At 37.6% G+C, this 17414-nt stretch carries 15 protein-coding genes; 11 read left to right on the forward strand and 4 right to left on the reverse strand.

The annotated features are described in order from the left end of the window. Positions 1-109 precede the first annotated feature (109 nt). The gene (locus tag ACIQ38_RS13475) at positions 110-808 is read left to right on the forward strand and encodes a lytic transglycosylase domain-containing protein (RefSeq protein ID WP_402823667.1); all 699 of its coding nucleotides are present in this window, start codon (positions 110-112) and stop codon (positions 806-808) included. Positions 809-827: 19 nt separating this feature from the next. Here ACIQ38_RS13475 and ACIQ38_RS13480 read toward each other — a convergent pair whose 3' ends face one another. From ACIQ38_RS13480 to yfkAB, 3 genes are all read right to left on the reverse strand, one after another. Next, on the reverse strand, positions 828-1076 hold the full coding sequence (locus tag ACIQ38_RS13480; RefSeq protein ID WP_402823670.1) for a GlsB/YeaQ/YmgE family stress response membrane protein: 249 nt from the start codon (positions 1074-1076) through the stop codon (positions 828-830). Between the two features lie 83 nt (positions 1077-1159). After that, positions 1160-1708 (reverse strand): cysteine hydrolase family protein, encoded by a 549-nt coding sequence (locus ACIQ38_RS13485; protein ID WP_402823673.1) that lies wholly within the window; start codon positions 1706-1708, stop codon positions 1160-1162. Positions 1709-2016: 308 nt separating this feature from the next. Then, positions 2017-3126: a radical SAM/CxCxxxxC motif protein YfkAB gene (yfkAB, locus tag ACIQ38_RS13490; protein ID WP_402823676.1), complete on the reverse strand. Its 1110-nt coding sequence runs from the start codon at positions 3124-3126 to the stop codon at positions 2017-2019. A gap of 329 nt (positions 3127-3455) precedes the next feature. Between yfkAB and ACIQ38_RS13495 the strand changes: the two genes are divergently transcribed. From ACIQ38_RS13495 to ACIQ38_RS13505, 3 genes are all read left to right on the forward strand, one after another. After that, positions 3456-3959 carry a DinB family protein gene (locus tag ACIQ38_RS13495; RefSeq protein WP_402823679.1) on the forward strand — a complete coding sequence of 168 codons (504 nt, stop codon included), beginning with the start codon at positions 3456-3458 and terminating at the stop codon, positions 3957-3959. A 114-nt stretch (positions 3960-4073) separates the two neighbouring features. Next, on the forward strand, positions 4074-6782 hold the full coding sequence (gene acnA / locus ACIQ38_RS13500; RefSeq protein ID WP_402823682.1) for an aconitate hydratase AcnA: 2709 nt from the start codon (positions 4074-4076) through the stop codon (positions 6780-6782). Between the two features lie 251 nt (positions 6783-7033). Beyond that, entirely contained in the window at positions 7034-7450 is a 417-nt protein-coding gene (locus tag ACIQ38_RS13505) for a hypothetical protein (RefSeq protein ID WP_402823685.1), read from the forward strand. A gap of 31 nt (positions 7451-7481) precedes the next feature. Here the strand turns inward: ACIQ38_RS13505 and ACIQ38_RS13510 are convergent, their stop codons facing one another. Beyond that, the gene (locus tag ACIQ38_RS13510; RefSeq protein WP_402823687.1) at positions 7482-8030 is read right to left on the reverse strand and encodes a GNAT family N-acetyltransferase; all 549 of its coding nucleotides are present in this window, start codon (positions 8028-8030) and stop codon (positions 7482-7484) included. Positions 8031-8293: 263 nt separating this feature from the next. On the opposite strand from ACIQ38_RS13510, the gene ACIQ38_RS13515 reads away from it, so the two are divergent. From ACIQ38_RS13515 to ACIQ38_RS13545, 7 genes are all read left to right on the forward strand, one after another. Next, complete coding sequence (locus ACIQ38_RS13515; RefSeq protein WP_402823689.1) at positions 8294-11503, forward strand: BTAD domain-containing putative transcriptional regulator; 3210 nt, start codon at positions 8294-8296, stop codon at positions 11501-11503. 196 nt (positions 11504-11699) lie between these two features. Then, the gene (locus tag ACIQ38_RS13520) at positions 11700-12956 is read left to right on the forward strand and encodes a substrate-binding domain-containing protein (protein WP_402823692.1); all 1257 of its coding nucleotides are present in this window, start codon (positions 11700-11702) and stop codon (positions 12954-12956) included. 99 nt (positions 12957-13055) lie between these two features. Then, positions 13056-13823: an ABC transporter ATP-binding protein gene (locus ACIQ38_RS13525; protein WP_402823695.1), complete on the forward strand. Its 768-nt coding sequence runs from the start codon at positions 13056-13058 to the stop codon at positions 13821-13823. After that, positions 13807-14514, forward strand: coding sequence for an ABC transporter ATP-binding protein (locus tag ACIQ38_RS13530; protein ID WP_402823698.1), 708 nt, complete (start codon positions 13807-13809; stop codon positions 14512-14514). Before ACIQ38_RS13525 ends, ACIQ38_RS13530 begins: the two co-directional genes overlap by 17 nt. 11 nt (positions 14515-14525) lie before the next feature. After that, the gene (locus tag ACIQ38_RS13535; RefSeq protein WP_402823701.1) at positions 14526-15386 is read left to right on the forward strand and encodes a branched-chain amino acid ABC transporter permease; all 861 of its coding nucleotides are present in this window, start codon (positions 14526-14528) and stop codon (positions 15384-15386) included. Between the two features lie 6 nt (positions 15387-15392). Next, on the forward strand, positions 15393-16403 hold the full coding sequence (locus ACIQ38_RS13540; RefSeq protein WP_402823704.1) for a branched-chain amino acid ABC transporter permease: 1011 nt from the start codon (positions 15393-15395) through the stop codon (positions 16401-16403). Then, entirely contained in the window at positions 16400-17407 is a 1008-nt protein-coding gene (locus tag ACIQ38_RS13545) for a 3-oxoacyl-ACP synthase (protein WP_402823707.1), read from the forward strand. The genes ACIQ38_RS13540 and ACIQ38_RS13545 overlap by 4 nt, the downstream gene beginning before the upstream one ends. The last annotated feature ends 7 nt before the right edge of the window (positions 17408-17414 follow it).

Raw genomic sequence — 17414 nt, forward strand, 5'->3', positions numbered from 1 at the left:
TCGACTATTTTATTATGTAGAATCATGCGACTGTTTTCTTTTTAATGAAAATTGGGTAAGATAGACGGTGACATAAAAAGTATTTCGTGAAATAGGGGAATAAGGCTATATGAAAAAAAAGAAGGATACATCCTATAAAACTAAAGCTTGGATACTTATATTACTCCTACCTATTACGATTACAGTGTATATACTGTTGATAATTGGGTGGAAGGAATTACAAAGGATACCAGTAGTACTTGAATGGGCAGAATCTATTCAACTAAAATCCTTTTCTCAAAATAAATTAGATATCCCGAAAGAATATATTGCCATTTATCAAGAGGCAGAAGCAATTTATGGAGTACCTTGGACGCTACTAGCAGCTCATCATCGTATGGAAACTATATTTTCTACAATGGATCCGCTCCTATCTCCAGTTGGAGCAGAAGGTCATATGCAGTTTATGCCATGTACGTTCGTCGGTTGGTCGCATCCTAGTTGTAGTGGGTTAGGACAAGGTAACATCCCCGAAGAAGATAAAGTAAACCCAGCTATCATTGCTGAATATGGTGGATATGGAGTCGATGCAAATAAAGATGGGGTAGCGGACCCTTATGATATTGAAGATGCTATTTTCAGTGCTGCAAACTATTTAGCCGCAAGTGGTGCGGCAGACGGTGAGTTAGAAAAAGCTATTTTTAATTACAATCGTAGTGACAAGTACGTAGAAGATGTATTATATTTTTATCATTTATATGAAAATCAATTACAAGCACTACAATCTGCAGCCGCTTTACAAACAGAAAAAAAGGATGGACTCGAGTAGGAGCCCATCCTTTTAGTTATTATTTACGTGTAGATTTGAGTATCAAACTTAAAATGAATACTAAAATAATGGCACCGATCAGAGCTGGAATAATGGCCATATCCCAAATAACTGGTCCAAAGTCAGAGAATATTAGTCCACCAATCCATGCACCAATAATACCTGCAATAATATTACCAATTATTCCTCCAGGAATGTCTTTACCTAATATTAATCCTGCTAACCATCCAATAATACCACCGATTATCAAATATAAAATGAATCCCATATTCATTCATCTCCTTCTAAAAATGTTGTATTGCTGTATATTCTTTATATAGCCATACAGGAGAAAAACTAAACATGCGATTATTATTTTATCGTTACTTTAGCACCAAGCGAGTTCGTAAAATGTTCCAAAGCCCATTCATGGCCTTTCGGATTGAAGCTTGCAACCGCCGACTCATGAACCACAATCGAAAACCCTAAATTATACGCATCCACTGCCGTATGCAATACACAAATATCCGTACATACTCCAACAATATGCACTTCCTCAATCTGACGTTCACGTAATAATTGATGCAAATTCGTTCCAGCAAAAGAACTATAGCGTGTTTTATCCATCCAAATAATTTTATCTTGATTTGTTTCATACACGTTTTTTAGCTCTCCATATAATGCACGTCCTGGCGTATTGCGAATATTATGTGGAGGAAATAGTTTTGTTTCCGGATGGAATGGATCATTTGCTTCGTGCAAATCCACCGGAAAGATGACTAAATCATTGTTATTCAAAAAATTCTGGGTAATGGAAACAATCGCCTCTTCTATTAATTGTCCCGGCTTGCCACAAGTAAGTGCACCATCATCTGCAACAAAATCTACCGTATAGTCAACTACTAGTAATGCTTTTTTCACTTTGCAACACTCCTTTACTAATTACTATTAGTATGAATGAATAAAAATAAAAATCCACAATATATTGTAAAGTAACTATTCAAAATATTTTGCATTCCAAAAGAAAAGCGCGTATAATAACAAAAAAAAGGGAGTGGAGAAGATGGACAGTCAAGTAACAAAAAAGTTAAATAAACAAGGGGTATGGTTCGTGATTCTCCATACAGTATTCATTTTAAACCTAGCGATCGACATATTTTCTCTTCACTAGAAACGTAGTCATATTAGAAACGACCGAATGATTTTTCTCATTCGGTCGTTTTGTTTTTTTACTTTACAGATCCGCTTTCGAACTTGGTTTCTGTATAATACATATTTTTCACTAGAATGTTAGGACCTAAGCATTTTACTGCCGGACAATGACAATTCAATGATTTAGAAAGTGGGGAAGCTAGCCATCTATCAAAAACAGTCGGAAGCGTATCCGTTTGAATATTCCCTAGCTTGGGAGCATCACCAAAATCAGTGACAATCACTTCTCCTGAAAAAATATTGACATTTAAACGTGATCTGCCGTCCGGATCGTTTCGCACCGAAACATTTGGGGCATTCTTTAATCTATTTAAAAGCTCTATGCTTCTATCATTTTGACTGCAAGGATAAAATGGCAATGTCCCGAACAACATCCAAGTGTCTTCATCACGAAAATCTAATATTTGTTCAATCGCATCATGCGTCTCTTCTAAAGTAAGCGTAGTAAGTGCGCTTGCAAAATCAGAAGGGTACATAGGGTGAATTTCATGTCTAGCACATTTCATTTCTTCGACTACTTGTTTATGAATATGTTCTAAACAAGGAAGTGTTTTTTTGTTGAGCATCGTTTCCGCTGAAACCATGACACCCGCTTCCGACAACATTCGACTATTGTCGATCATCCGTTGGAACAACTTTGCACGTTGCTCATAAGTTGGTTTTCGATCCATCATGGCAAAGCCCGTTTCTACAAATTCATCGATAGTTCCCCAATTATGAGAAATATGTAGCACATCTAAAAACGGTGCGATTAGTAAGTATCTCTCCGGGTCTAACGTAAGATTGGAGTTTATTTGTGTCCGTACTCCACGACTTTTAGCGTACTTTAAAAGTGGGAGTACATAATTCATAACGGATTTCTTTGACAACATTGGTTCTCCGCCTGTAATACTAATCGTTTTTAGCTGAGGAATTTCCTCTAGTCTTGTAATGATTAGATCGATAGGAAGCGCTTCGTCATCTTTTGTTTGCAGTGTATAGCCAACTGCACAATGTGCACAGCGCATATTACAAAGATTGGTTGTAGTGAATTCAATATTGGATAATGTCAGTTTTCCGTGTGTTTCGATATCCCGATAAGCTTCCCACGGATCATTTGTTGGTGTCATTATATTTTTAGTAATCAAGTAAATCTTCCTTTCCAATATAATATTGTCTCATATTCTAATGGAAATGAAAATATCACACGTTTTGATTAACTAATTTTCACCGTGAGAATTTTCCCCGAAAATGCGCAAGCAGCCCATTTTATCCTTATACGTTTTCGGTTCTGTTCAAAGCACTACAAAAGCACTTAGTAAGTAAAGTGCCTTGTGTGTTATCACAATCTTAACGATTAATTTAGTGGATACATTTGGTTAATCAACACTTGTGTGAAAATATAGCTTGGAGGAAAGATTGCGGATGCGCTCTATAGGGTATACGATATATAACAAGATATGAGTGGAGGAATAACATGTTTATAGAAAAAAACAATGAAATTAGAGCAACACTTTTTCAGAAAGTAGATACACTAACAGACGAGCAGTTCAATCAAAAACCAGATTCGAACAGTTGGTCGCCAAAAGAAATCATCGAACATTTGATAAAAATGGAACGAACAATTACTAAAGGGATTAAAGCGGAATTAGCTAACCCCGAAAGCTCAAAAGCTAAGAAAAAACCAATACAAATTTCGACATTGCGATTTATAAAAGTAAAAGCGCCTGGCCATACAGTTCCGACCCCTGATTATGAAACAAAAGAAAAGATGAAAGCATTGCTTCATGAAGCTCGAATGGAGTTGCTGTCTGTCTACGCAACTAATAATTTACATGATCTAAGGTCTAAATCATTGAAGCATCCCATTTTTGGGAAAGTCCCGCTTATTCAATGGTTTCCTTTCGTAGGTCTTCATGAGAAAAGACATCTTAAACAATTAGAAAAAACAATTGAGAAACTGAAAGGTCATAAGCAATAATTATCACTTATAATAATTTTAATGTAATTTACTTATCGACTTTATTCGAGTATGATTAATATTGGAGAAAAGTTACTAGATAGATCTTTTCAATAGACACTAGGAGGAATAGTAATGGCAAAAAGTAATTTACACAACAGCCGTACTTCTTTTTCTGTAAATGGTAAAGAATATAACTATTACCGTTTAGCAGCTTTAGAAGAAGCGGGCATCGCAAATGTATCACGCCTTCCTTATTCAATCAAAGTATTATTAGAATCTGTTTTACGTCAATATGACGGCTACGTAATTAAAGACGATCATGTAAACCAATTGGCAAAATGGGGGAAAGACGCTGATACGGAAGCGGAAGTTCCATTTAAACCATCTCGCGTTGTGCTACAAGACTTCACTGGAGTACCAGTAGTAGTTGATTTGGCGTCATTACGTTCCGCTATGAAAGAAATGGGTGGTAACCCAGACAAGATTAACCCTGCTATTCCAGTTGATCTTGTAATTGACCACTCAGTTCAAGTTGACAAATACGGCACATCAACTGCATTAAAAGCAAATATGGATCTTGAGTTTGAACGTAATGCTGAGCGTTACAATTTCCTAAAATGGGCACAAACATCTTACAACAATTTCCGCGCTGTTCCACCAGCAACTGGTATTGTTCACCAAGTAAACTTGGAATACTTGGCTCCAATCGTACATGTGAATGAAGATGCAGATGGCACATTAGAAACTTTCCCTGATTCAGTAGTAGGTACGGACTCCCATACAACCATGATCAACGGTCTTGGTGTATTAGGATGGGGTGTAGGTGGTATTGAAGCAGAAGCAGGAATGCTAGGACAACCTTCATACTTCCCAATTCCAGAAGTAATCGGAGTAAAATTAGTAGGAGACCTTCCTAACGGAACAACTGCTACTGACTTAGCGCTTAAAGTTACGCAAGTATTGCGTCAACGCGGCGTAGTAGGTAAATTTGTTGAGTTCTTCGGTCCTGGGGTATCTAAATTACCACTTGCAGACCGTGCAACAATTGCCAATATGGCTCCTGAATATGGTGCTACTTGCGGTTACTTCGCAATCGATGAAGAATCACTTAACTATTTACGACTAACTGGTCGTGACGAAGAGCATATTGCTGTAGTAGAAGCTTACTTAAAAGCAAATGATATGTTCTTTGATCCAACATTAGAGCCTGTTTATACAGACGTAATTGAAATCAACTTAGCTGATATCGAGGCAAACCTTTCTGGACCAAAACGTCCACAAGATTTGATTCCACTTTCTGACATGAAAGCTCGTTATCATGAAGCAGTTGTTGCTCCACAAGGTACACAAGGTTTCGGTTTATCAGAAAAAGAATTCGACAAAACTGCTACTGCTAAATTTGCAGATGGAGATGTTACAATCCCAACAGGTGCTGTAGCGATTGCTGCAATCACTTCTTGTACAAATACATCTAACCCATACGTAATGTTAGCAGCTGGTTTAGTTGCGAAAAAAGCAGTAGAAAAAGGTTTAACAGTTCCTGCTTACGTAAAAACATCTTTAGCACCAGGTTCAAAAGTTGTTACTGGTTATTTAGAAGATTCAGGATTAAACGAATATCTTGATAAAATTGGTTTCAATACAGTTGGTTACGGCTGTACAACATGTATCGGTAACTCAGGTCCTTTACTTCCTGAAATTGAAAAAGCAATCGTTGACGAAGATCTATTCGTAACTTCTGTTCTTTCTGGTAACCGTAACTTTGAAGGACGTGTACACCCACTTGTAAAAGCTAACTACTTGGCTTCACCACCATTAGTTGTTGCTTATGCACTTGCTGGAACGGTAGATATCGATTTACAAAAAGATTCATTAGGAAAAGACAAAGATGGCAATGACGTATTTTTTGCAGACATCTGGCCTTCAACTGATGAAGTAAATTCAGTGCTTAATAAAGTAGTTACTCGTGAATTATTCCAAAAAGAATATGCACGTGTATTCGACGAAAACGAAGCATGGAACGCTATTGAAACTTCAACAGAATCTTTATATACATTTGATGACAAATCAACGTATATTCAAAACCCACCATTCTTCCAAGGATTATCGAAGGAGCCTGGTGATATCCAAACACTTGCTGGACTTCGTGTTGTTGCGAAATTCGGTGATTCTATTACTACGGACCATATTTCACCAGCTGGTGCGATTGGTAAAGATACACCTGCAGGTAAATACTTGCGTGAAAACGGTGTAGAAATCCGTGATTTCAACTCTTACGGTTCTCGTCGTGGTAACCACGAAGTAATGATGCGCGGAACATTCGCGAACATCCGTATTCGTAATCAGATTGCTCCAGGTACAGAAGGTGGATATACTACTTACTGGCCAACTGGTGAAATCATGCCAATTTATGATGCTGCAATGAAGTATCAAGAAGAGGGTACTGGTTTAGTAGTTCTTGGTGGAAAAGATTACGGTATGGGCTCATCTCGTGACTGGGCTGCTAAAGGAACAAATCTTCTAGGTATTAAAGCTGTTATTACGGAAAGTTTTGAACGTATTCACCGTTCAAACCTAGTAATGATGGGTGTTTTACCACTTAACTTCTTACCAGGAGAAAATGCAGAAACACTTGGATTAACTGGTAAAGAAGAAATCAGTATCAATGTAGCAGAAGGTGTTAAACCTCGTGATATTCTACAAGTTACTGCAAAAGCAGAAGACGGTACAGAAAAAGTCTTCAACGTACTTGCTCGCTTTGACTCAGAAGTAGAAGTAGATTACTACCGTCACGGTGGTATCCTTCAAATGGTACTACGTAACAAAGTATTAGAAGCTTAATAATGTAAGATAAAAAAGCCTAATTCCAAGTGGATTAGGCTTTTTTGGCGTAGAATAGATGATTCGCTTAGGTCATATGATGTATATAAAGTGAAACTTCAATCAGTGAGGGTTTTCTTCATCCCTCACTGATTGTTAGTTGAACCAATCGGGCTTTTACGGGCAATTGGTCTCCCACTTATCTTTTCGCTTTACTTAAATCTTGAAGTGGGAGTCTTACTGCCCGTTAATGCGGGATAAACAACATAGGAGTGAATAAAACGAAAAAAAGAAAAATGCGTCTAATGTTTGGTCTGTTTTTGTTCCTAATTCCTATAACTAGCCTTCTATTTATGAGTACCCCAAAAACAATAATTGAAATCTGCTCCCCGTTTTTCCAACAAGGCACGATAGAAACCCAAATTTTACATCTAACACTGATGGAAAAGGGTGGTCTGTATGAGCAAGTAGGCGAAAGACTAAAAGAAAAAGGATATGAACATCGTATTCTTGGAGGAATCGATGCGAAAGATAAGATTTTGGTTAAATTTGTTTTAGCAAACAAAGAAGCCAATGACTTAAGGCAACAAGAAATAACCACAATTTTTTATGACTACATTACAAAGAATAATTTAGATACAGAGGCTTTCGAAGTAAAGGTAAGTAATGATACAAGTACAAATTGGTAGTAGAAGAATTTTAAAACATCAAAAAGATATTTTAAAAAGTTCGCTTCCACTCCGGTTTAATTAATGAAAACACAAATGTATCATTTGATTTGTTATTTTGATAAATATAACCTCTTAATAGTCCTTCTTGCTCAAAGCCAATTTTCAATAAAAGCTTGTAAGAGGATTCATTTTCTGTAAAAGTCACTGCAGCAATACGGAATAGGTTTAGTTCTTCGAAACAATAATGAATAATTGACTCAACAGCCTCGCGTGCGATTCCTTTTCTCCAGTATTCAGGTAGCAATTCATAACCTATTTCTGTCCGTTTTTGTCCAATTGATAAATTATTTAACCCTAGTGTACCAACTATTTCTTCAGATTCTTTAAGGTAAATTCCCCATCTCATAGATCGCTTTTCTTGAAAACTCTTGGAGAAGGACTTGATCATGTTACTAGCTTGATCTTTTTGTTTTAAAGGCTCCATTCCGTAATATCTTATTACTTCTTCATTTGAAAAGATTTGAAAAATCTTATCGACATGTTCTTCTTTAATTTCGATTAGTTTTAATCGCGATGTTTCTAGCACTGGAAATTCCAATATGTTTCCTCCTTATTAATCAATTATTCTTGTATTTACTAATTGCCAATCTAAGTTATGGTAATTTATCCCGCGTTAACGGGTCAGTAAGACTGAAAGGCAAAAGTGGGAGATAAACTGCCCGGAAATGTCCGATGAAATGATAGAAGTTTTACTATATCATAATTCCATCTTTTGACCAAGTTAGAATTGTTGTGCAATTACGACTATTAGTATGATAGGATAAGTTTAGTAGATTATGTTATTTGATGGGAGCGTTAAAGATGAAACAGCCAACAATTATAATGTCTAAACTAACCCCACCGATAGCCTCTTCTTTTTATATGAGAAGATCTTCACTTATCAAAAAACTAAAAACAAGTGACCATCAAAAGTTAACGCTTTTACATAGTGGTGCGGGCTTTGGTAAAAGTTCAGCACTTGCACAGTACTATTCGGATTCAAAGGAATTGTTTTCTTGGTATACGATTACAGAAGAAGATGATGATATCCTTCCTTTTTTGCGGCATTTAATCCAAAGCATTCAAAAAGTAATACCTACTTTTGGGGAAAGTTTTATGGAAAGAGATATGCTTTCCATGTACCCAAAAGAAGCAGAATTAATACATTGGTATTCCCAATTTAGCAATGAGCTTTCTCGAATAAATGAAACCTTTTCTATAGTACTAGACGACTATCATCTCGTGGACCATGTTTTTTCGATCAATTATATAGTGGAGAAAATCATTGAGTTTCTGCCGCCTAAAATCCATTTAGTTGTTGCTTCTCGCATACGCCCAAAGTGGTCGATACTATTAAAACTGAAACTGAAAGGACAATTGGTAGAAATAACGGAAACTGATTTCATGTTTTCGGAAGAGGAAATACAGGTTTTCTTTGAAGATTATTTTGACAAACAAATTACTGCACAAGAAGCTAACGACATCTTAAATCTAACAGAAGGATGGGCCATTGCCATCCATTTAATTGCTATGCAGTTAGGGGAACATAAACAGCAAATAACTAAATTAGGCGATCCACTACTAAAAGATTTGTTTACATATTTATCAGAAGAAGTGTTTTTGCTTATGTCTGAAATAGATCAGCAATCACTTTTAAACTTCAGTATTTTCCCCATGTTTACAACGCAAGAGATAAGTGATTTTTACGGGGAACAGGAAGCGAAAAGTTTAGAAAGACTGGCAACTAGTCATGCCTTTATCCAACCACTAGCTGAGCCAAATGCCTTTCGTTTTCACGCATTATTTCAACAATTTTTAGAGACAAAATGGTTGCAAAAGGCACAACAGACCTTTTATAAGACTCATAAAAAAGCAGCCAATTATTTTAAAGAACAAAATAATGTGGTGCAAGTACTGCATCATGCCGTGAAATCAAACGATGAATTATTTTTAGGTGAAATGCTTGTTTCATATGCAAACTATATGGTGAAAGCAGGCCAATTCGATTGGTTATTAGATCTACTGAAAGAACATTTATCAGCGGAAACGAGAAAGCATTATTACGAATTATTTTTTTACGAAGGGGAATGCCACAGATACAGAGCTTTTTATGAAAAAGCAAGAATTGCTTATGAGGCGTGTTTAGAAAAGGCGATGGATAAACAGGATATTCTTTTTATTAGTCGAGCAAATGCAGGTTTAGCACATATTTATTTGGATACGATTCAACCAGCATTTGCGAAAGCTTATTTGGAAGAGGCAGTGAAGTGGGCAGAAGAAAGTGAGAAGATACAAAGTAGCGAACGATTATTCCTAAAAAGGTTGCTTGCCGAAAATTTAGTGAACCTTGGCAAAGCAAATGAAGCGAAGGAATGGGTGATGAATGAGCAGTTAGATGCCAGCTTATTAAAAGAAGGTAATCTAGATGCCCGTATCTTGCTACGCACCGGCTTATTGAATGAAGCGCAGCATCTGCTGGAACAACGTACGGCAGATGAAGTAAGTTTACCGGATTCGCACCGCGAGACGGAAGTTCTTCTTTCTTTTATCTATTCTCTCACTGGACAGCAAGATGCAGCAATGCAGTCTGCAAATAAAGGAATAGAGACCGGTATTCGGGAACAGTCGGGTTTTGTGGAAGCGGTAGGTTGGATTCGGAAAGGACATGCTGAGTTTTTAGCAAGTACCTTTGATTTGGAAATGCCTGAGAGTTATTATAGGAAAGCAATCGAGCGGATGGATGAATTAAATGTCGAAAGAGCAAAAGCAGAGCCTTATATGGGGCTTGCCATCGTCAAATCGCGACAAGGGCATTTTCAAGAAGCGATTTCGTATGGAGAGAATGGATTGCGTGAAACCGACAAAGGAAAAGATTATTGGCTTTCTGCCTATATTTTACTTTGTTTGACAATCGTTTATTTTGAGCACAAACAGTTTGAACCAGCGATTCAAGTTGGGAAGGAAGCGAATGCCCTTTTTGCCAATAGTGGGGATGTATATGGTGAAATGATTGCGCATTACTGGTTGCTATGTATATACGACCAGTTGGGACAGCAGGATTTATCCATACAACACGCCCATTCATTTGCGGAATTATGTGTGAAAAACAATTTTTTCTTTTTTCTGCAAAGCAAAACGGTGTTTGGTCCAGTAGATATACAAATAAATTATCCGCTGTTTCAGAAATTTTCTACACTACAACTAGATATGGCTCCATTACAAACAATTGCAGCAAGATTATCTATCCAACCTACCATCACTTATCCTGGATATCAATTGAGTCTCCAACTACTAGGACCCTTTTCTCTTTTTATGGGAAATGAAGAGATAAGTGATCGCAATTGGCAAAGAGATAAATCGAAAGAATTGCTTATCTATTTATATTTACAGAAAGGTCGTTTTGTACCGAAAGAAGAACTCATGCAAGCATTATGGAGCAAAAGTGATGAAAAAACGATGGATCGTGATTTTAAGGTGACGCTAAATTCTTTATTGAAAGTAATCGAACCAAAGCGAAAAGCAAGAGAAGAATCCTATTTTATCGATCGTAAACAAACTATGTATCGTTTAAATCCAGCTGCTCCTATAAAAAGTGATTTGGATACTTTTCAAAAACTCGCAGATCAAGGAATCGATGAAAAGAATCCGTTTATATGTAAAGAGTTACTTTGGAAAGCAGTTAAATTGTATAGAGGAGAATTGGTGGAAGATAAACCCGCATTAGAATGGATTTCACATGAGCGGGAAAAGGCCCAACAACAATATATACACGTATTAGAACGATTGGCGCAAACGAGTACTCGTTTAAAAGAATTTGATCAAACCATTTATTGGGCTCAAAAGTTACTAAAAATAGATCCGACATGGGAAGAAGCATATCGATTATTAATGTTTGCTTGTTATCAGCTACAAAATAGGAGTCTAGCTGTTAAATGGTATGAACGCTGTGTAACTGTACTGAAAACTGAACTAAATATTGAGCCGATGAATACAACGATGCAAATGTATGAAATGATTACGAGCTATGGGTGAAAATAAGTGAAGATAGCTTAAATTTAAAGAAGCTGACTGTGATTTCAACCACGACCAGCTTCTTTTTATTGATTATTCTCTTTAATATCTTTTGCAATGGTGAAAAGTGCGCCTATGTAACTCTTTTGTAACTTGCTTTTTGTATGATAAAACAGAAGCATGAGAGCGCTTACAAATTTGTAAAAGGGGGATTTATATGCCGAAGAAATTGGGATTACTAATGCTATTTGTATTCGTCTTGATTTTCAGTGCCGCTTGTAGCGATGAAACGAATACTGCCGAGGAAACTGAAAAAGATGAAGGAACAACTACTCCTGTGTCAAGTGAAGTAACAGAAGAAGCGGGAACGATCAAAATAGGAGTACTTGCATCTTTAACGGGTGCACTGGAATCTTACGGAAAGCAAACAAAAAATGGTTTTGAATTAGGACTTGAATATGCAACAGATGGGACCTTGGAAGTCGCAGGTAAAAAAATTGAAGTTATTTTCGAGGATACAGAAACGAAACCTGAAGTAGCCGTTCAAAAAGCTACGAAACTATTAGAAGAAGATGAGGTTGACTTTATTGTAGGCTCTTCTAGTTCAGGGGATACACTAGCAGTTCTTCCACTAGCAGAAGAATACGAAAAAATTATGATTGTCGAACCAGCTGTTGCAGATAGTATTACGGGTTCCGAGTTTAACCCGTATCTATTCCGAACAGGACGTAACTCCTCTCAAGATGCGGTAGCCGGAGCAGCTGCCATTGCTGGAGAAGGGGTAAAAATTGCAACATTTGCTCCCGATTACTCATTTGGATGGGATGGAGTATCTGCATTTAAAGCAGCCGCTGAAAAGTTAGGCGCAGAAATCGTGCTAGAAGAATATGCGGATCCAGCTGCAACTGATTTCACATCAAATTTACAAAAAATCATTCAAGCAGATCCAGATTACTTATTTGTAGTATGGGCAGGTGCAAATTCCCCTTGGAACCAAATTGCTGACTTAAAACTGCAAGAAAAAGGGATTAAAATTTCTACTGGAGCTCCTGATATCCCAGCTCTATCAATTATGGAACCATTAGTTGGAATGGAAGGATTCTCAGTTTACTATCATACTTTACCAAACAATCCGATTAATGATTGGTTAGTAGAAGAGCATAAAAAACGCTTTAACGGCGAAGTGCCGGATTTATTCACTCCAGGTGGTATGACTGCTGCAATTGCTATCGTAGAAGCATTAACAAAATCAGAAGGGAATGCAGATGGCACGGCGCTAATCGATATTATGGAAGGAATGTCCTTTGAAACACCAAAAGGAAAAATGACTTTCCGTCCAGAAGATCATCAAGCACTTCAATCATTGTACTCCATTAAACTGGAAAAACAAGAAGGGGTAGATTACCCAGTACCGGTACTTATCAGAGAGTTGTCACCGGAAGAAACAGAGCCACCGATTATGAATAATAAATAAAATAGAGACGTGATAGCCTAATCATTAGGTCTGTCACTCTCCATAGGATAGAAAATTTCCATCCTATGGAGAGCGATAGAAGAAGGGGGTATGAATTAAATGGAACCAATACTAAAAACGGAAAATCTAACGATAAAATTTGGTGGTCAGACCGCAGTGGATCATGTGAACTTCGTCATGCCGGAAAAGCATTTTAAATCGATCATCGGACCAAATGGCGCGGGCAAAACAACTTTTTTCAACTTAATTAGTGGAGAATTAAAGCCTACAGAAGGAGATGTCTTCTTTAGAGGAGAGTCGATGGCCAACTACTCTTCCGTTATAAGGACGAGAAAAGGATTAGGTCGTTCCTTTCAAATCACAAATGTATTTCCTAATCTCACCGTAATCGAAAATGTGCGACTAGCAGTACAGTCGAAAGAAAAAATTCGCTATCAACTTTTTCGCCATTTTACTGCTTATAAAGATTTGCATATTCAAGCAGAGCGATTGCTAGAAATGGTTTTGCTATCCAGCAAAGCGAACGCTTTTGCCAATCAATTATCCCACGGTGAAAAAAGGAAGCTAGAAATTGCGATGTTACTTGCACTCGATACAGAAGTATTACTATTAGATGAACCAACTGCAGGCATGTCACTAGAAGAAGTACCAGCTATTTTAGATGTCATTAAACAAATCAAACAAGCAGGAGACAAAACCATTTTGTTGATCGAACATAAGATGGATATGATTATGGACCTGTCCGACTCTATTATGGTGCTTTTTAATGGTAGATTAGTAGCGGATGGTACCCCTACAGAAATCATGGAAAATGAAACGGTTCAAAGTGCTTACCTAGGAGGATTGTATGATGAGCATCTTGCTTAAAGTAGAAAACGTTCAGACGCATATTGGCCAGTACCATATTTTACAAGGCGTTTCATTTGAAGCAAAAGAAGGTGAAGTAAGTGTACTGCTTGGTAGGAATGGTGCAGGTAAAACGACTACATTAAAAACCATTATGGGACTCACTCCTGCTACTGCTGGAACGATTCATTTTCAAGATAAAGAGATTACGAAACAGGCTACACATCAAATTGCTTCTGGTGGAATTGGCTATGTTCCAGAAGATCAAGGAATTTTTGGAGCACTGACCGTAGAAGAAAACTTAAAAGTAGCCATGAGAAAAGAAGATGATGCAGCACTTGCAAGGCAAGAATATGTGCTTGAACTTTTTCCTGATTTAAAAAAGTATTGGAAAAAAGATGGCGGTCATTTGTCTGGTGGGCAAAAGCAAATGCTATCGATGGCACGTGCTTTTATAAACGACAGCAAATTGCTATTAATCGATGAACCGTCCAAAGGTTTGGCACCCGTTGTGATCGAAAAAGTGATGGAAGCAATAGTGGAAATGAAAAAACAAACAACGATTATTTTAGTAGAACAAAACTTCATCATGGCTAGTAGAATCGGTGATACATATACGTTAATTGACGATGGAGAAACCGTTCAATCCGGCGCAATGAGTGAATTGATAGAAAATGAACAGCTGAAACGTCAATATTTAGGAATCGGATAGGGGGTTATACGATGGAGTTAATCATCAATTTATTGATAAATGGACTTGCAACGGGCATGCTTATCTTTCTTTTAGCAGCTGGCCTTACCTTAATATTTGGGTTAATGGATGTATTAAATTTTGCACATGGTGGGTTATTTGCTTGGGGAGCTTTTTCTGGCGTTTGGTTTTACGGATTAACGAATAGCTTTACGGTAGCTATCATTGGTGCCATTTTAACAGGAGCCGTGCTCGGCTTTATAACCGAAAAAATTATTATCAAACCGGTGTACGGAAATCATATTCAACAAATTCTTATTACGCTTGGTTTTATGATTGTGTTGTCTGAAATGTTGAAAGTCGTTTTTGGTCCAAATCAAATTGCAGCAAAGACTCCTCCTCTATTGTCTGGCAGTTGGGAAATCGGGGATGTTATCATTATTAAATATCGCTTATTTATCATTATTGTAGGGTTCCTTGTTTTTGGAATCTTCCAGTTCATTCTAAAACGAACAAAGATCGGTTTAATTGTTCGTGCTGGAGTAATGAATAAAGAAATGGTGCAAGCGCTTGGCATTAATATTAAACAAGTATTTTTATATGTATTTATGGTAGGAGCAGCACTTGCGGCATTAGGTGGTGCACTTATGGCACCGTATTCAGGAGTAGTGTATGCGGAAATGGGCATGGAATTTGCTATCTTAGCCTTCATCGTAGTTGTTATTGGTGGTATGGGAAGTTTTCCTGGCTCCCTGCTTGCAGCTATACTTGTAGGCCTTGCTGGTAGCTTTATGGCCTACTATGTCCCTGCTTTATCACTTGCGGTCAATATGATGCTTATGGCAATTGTATTAATATTCCGTCCGCAAGGTTTGTTTACGGCGAAAGGATGATGCGAGATGAAAAATAAATTCCAAGTTAATAATGCCATCTTACTTGTCCTAGTCGTTGCACTTGCAGTTTTTCCCTTTGTATCCGACTCACGGACTTGGACGATTTTACTAACACAAATTTTCATATTTTCTATATTGGCAATGAGTTATGATCTGCTATTAGGGTATACAGGAATTGTATCCTTTGGTCATGCAATGTTTTTTGGAATGGGTGCTTATGCTACGGCAATCATGCTCAACCGTCTAGAACCTACGCTAGGGGTATTCTTTTTATCGATAGCTGTTGGTATGGTAATTGCGGGAGTGGTAAGCTTTCTAGTAGGGTTGCTCACCCTACGGTTAAAAAGTCACTTCTTTGCAATGTTGACGCTTGCTGTTTCTGGTTTATTTTTAGTGCTTGCTGAAAAATGGCGAACACTGACGCATGGCAATGACGGTTTCACCTTTCGAGCACCTGAGTTTTTTAAAGATCGAATGATGTTTTATTTATTAGTTCTTGCTTGTTTAGTGCTCGTTTATTTCTTCTTACGCAGATTTGTGCATTCTCCTCTAGGTAGAGTATTAATTGCAGTTAGGGAAAATGAACAAAGAACGAAATCACTTGGATTTCAAACATTGCATTATAAAGTAATTGCGTCGGTCATTGCAGGAGTAGTCGCAAGTTTAGCGGGATCCCTTTATGCTATTTCCTTGCGATTTGTCAATACTAGTGTACTTACGATGGACATTACACTTGATGCCCTTCTTATGACGATTATTGGAGGAGTTGGAACATTAATAGGTCCAATTATAGGAGCTGGTGTCATAGAGCTAGCCCAGCATTATTTATCGGGTCTTGCAAAAGAATATCCTATTTTTGAAAGATGGATCATTTTCTTCGGAATTATTTATATTTTAGCTGTTATCTTTTTCCCAAGAGGGATCGTCGGAACGATTCGCTATGCGTTTTGGAAACAAAAAAACAAAACAAAAGTGGAAATTGCTGCTCCTACTAGTAGAAAGGAGCTAACAAAATGAATATCGGGATTGTAAGTACCGGCGTGTATATACCGGATAATAGGATGACGGGAGAAGAAATTGCAAGGCTTGCAAATTTGCCCGCGCATGTTGTGAAAAACAAAATGGGAATCACGCAAAAAGCAATTCCTGGTCCAGATGATCATACGGTCATGATGGGTATTCGTGCCGCAGAAAAAGCGCTAGCAAAAGGAAATATTGACCCAAAAACGATCGATTTAGTCATATATATAGGAGAAGAACATAAGGAATATCCTTTGTGGACAGCTGCTATTAAAATGCAGGAAGAACTAGGAGCCTATCATGCTTGGGGCTTTGATGTAGCGCTTCGTTGCGGAACGACGATTATGGCGATGAAGGTCGCGAAAAGTTTAATGCAGGCAGACCCTTCGATCAACACCGTATTACTTGCCGGCGGTTATCGTAATAGCGATTTTATTGATTACACGAATGAACGAACTCGTTTTATGTATAACTTAGGAGCTGGCGGGGCTGCCATGATTTTGAAAAAAGACCACGCCGAAAATATTATTTTAGAGACGGACATGATGACGGATGGCTCTTTTTCAGAAGATGTTGTCGTACCGGTCGGTGGAACAAAAGAGCCTTTAACGACTGAACATTTGGAAAAAGGATTATACCGTTTAGATGTACTGGACCCAGAAGGGATGAAGGCTAGACTAGAACAAAAATCAATGCAGAACTTTTTAAAAGTCATACGTCACGCATTGATGAAAAGTGGCTATTCTGAACAAGATATTGATTATTTAGCTATCCTCCATATGAAAAAATCGGCACATGACTTTGTATTACAAGAACTAGGTTTAACAGATGAACAAACTACTTATTTACATGATTACGGCCATATTGGACAAATGGATCAAATTATTTCACTCGAAGTGGCACAACAAGAAGGAAAGCTAAAGGATGGCGATTTAGCCGTACTAGTTAGTGCAGGGATAGGATATGCTTGGGGAGCAGTGGCAGTGAAATGGGGACAATAAAGGGGAG

Origin of the sequence: Psychrobacillus sp. NPDC096389, assembly GCF_044762855.1 — a bacterium.
In the GTDB taxonomy this organism is placed as follows: Bacteria; Bacillota; Bacilli; order Bacillales_A; family Planococcaceae; genus Psychrobacillus.

Excerpts from the sequence above, each read along its gene's own strand:
- ACIQ38_RS13520 (WP_402823692.1), top strand. The coding sequence starts at position 11,700 with ATGCCGAAGAAATTGGGATTACTAATGCTATTTGTATTCGTCTTGATT.
- ACIQ38_RS13480 (WP_402823670.1), bottom strand. The coding sequence starts at position 1,076 with ATGGGATTCATTTTATATTTGATAATCGGTGGTATTATTGGATGGTTA.
- ACIQ38_RS13495 (WP_402823679.1), top strand. The coding sequence starts at position 3,456 with ATGTTTATAGAAAAAAACAATGAAATTAGAGCAACACTTTTTCAGAAA.
- ACIQ38_RS13515 (WP_402823689.1), top strand. The coding sequence starts at position 8,294 with ATGAAACAGCCAACAATTATAATGTCTAAACTAACCCCACCGATAGCC.
- ACIQ38_RS13545 (WP_402823707.1), top strand. The coding sequence starts at position 16,400 with ATGAATATCGGGATTGTAAGTACCGGCGTGTATATACCGGATAATAGG.
- ACIQ38_RS13530 (WP_402823698.1), top strand. The coding sequence starts at position 13,807 with ATGAGCATCTTGCTTAAAGTAGAAAACGTTCAGACGCATATTGGCCAG.
- acnA (WP_402823682.1), top strand. The coding sequence starts at position 4,074 with ATGGCAAAAAGTAATTTACACAACAGCCGTACTTCTTTTTCTGTAAAT.
- ACIQ38_RS13475 (WP_402823667.1), top strand. The coding sequence starts at position 110 with ATGAAAAAAAAGAAGGATACATCCTATAAAACTAAAGCTTGGATACTT.
- ACIQ38_RS13540 (WP_402823704.1), top strand. The coding sequence starts at position 15,393 with ATGAAAAATAAATTCCAAGTTAATAATGCCATCTTACTTGTCCTAGTC.
- ACIQ38_RS13535 (WP_402823701.1), top strand. The coding sequence starts at position 14,526 with ATGGAGTTAATCATCAATTTATTGATAAATGGACTTGCAACGGGCATG.
- ACIQ38_RS13525 (WP_402823695.1), top strand. The coding sequence starts at position 13,056 with ATGGAACCAATACTAAAAACGGAAAATCTAACGATAAAATTTGGTGGT.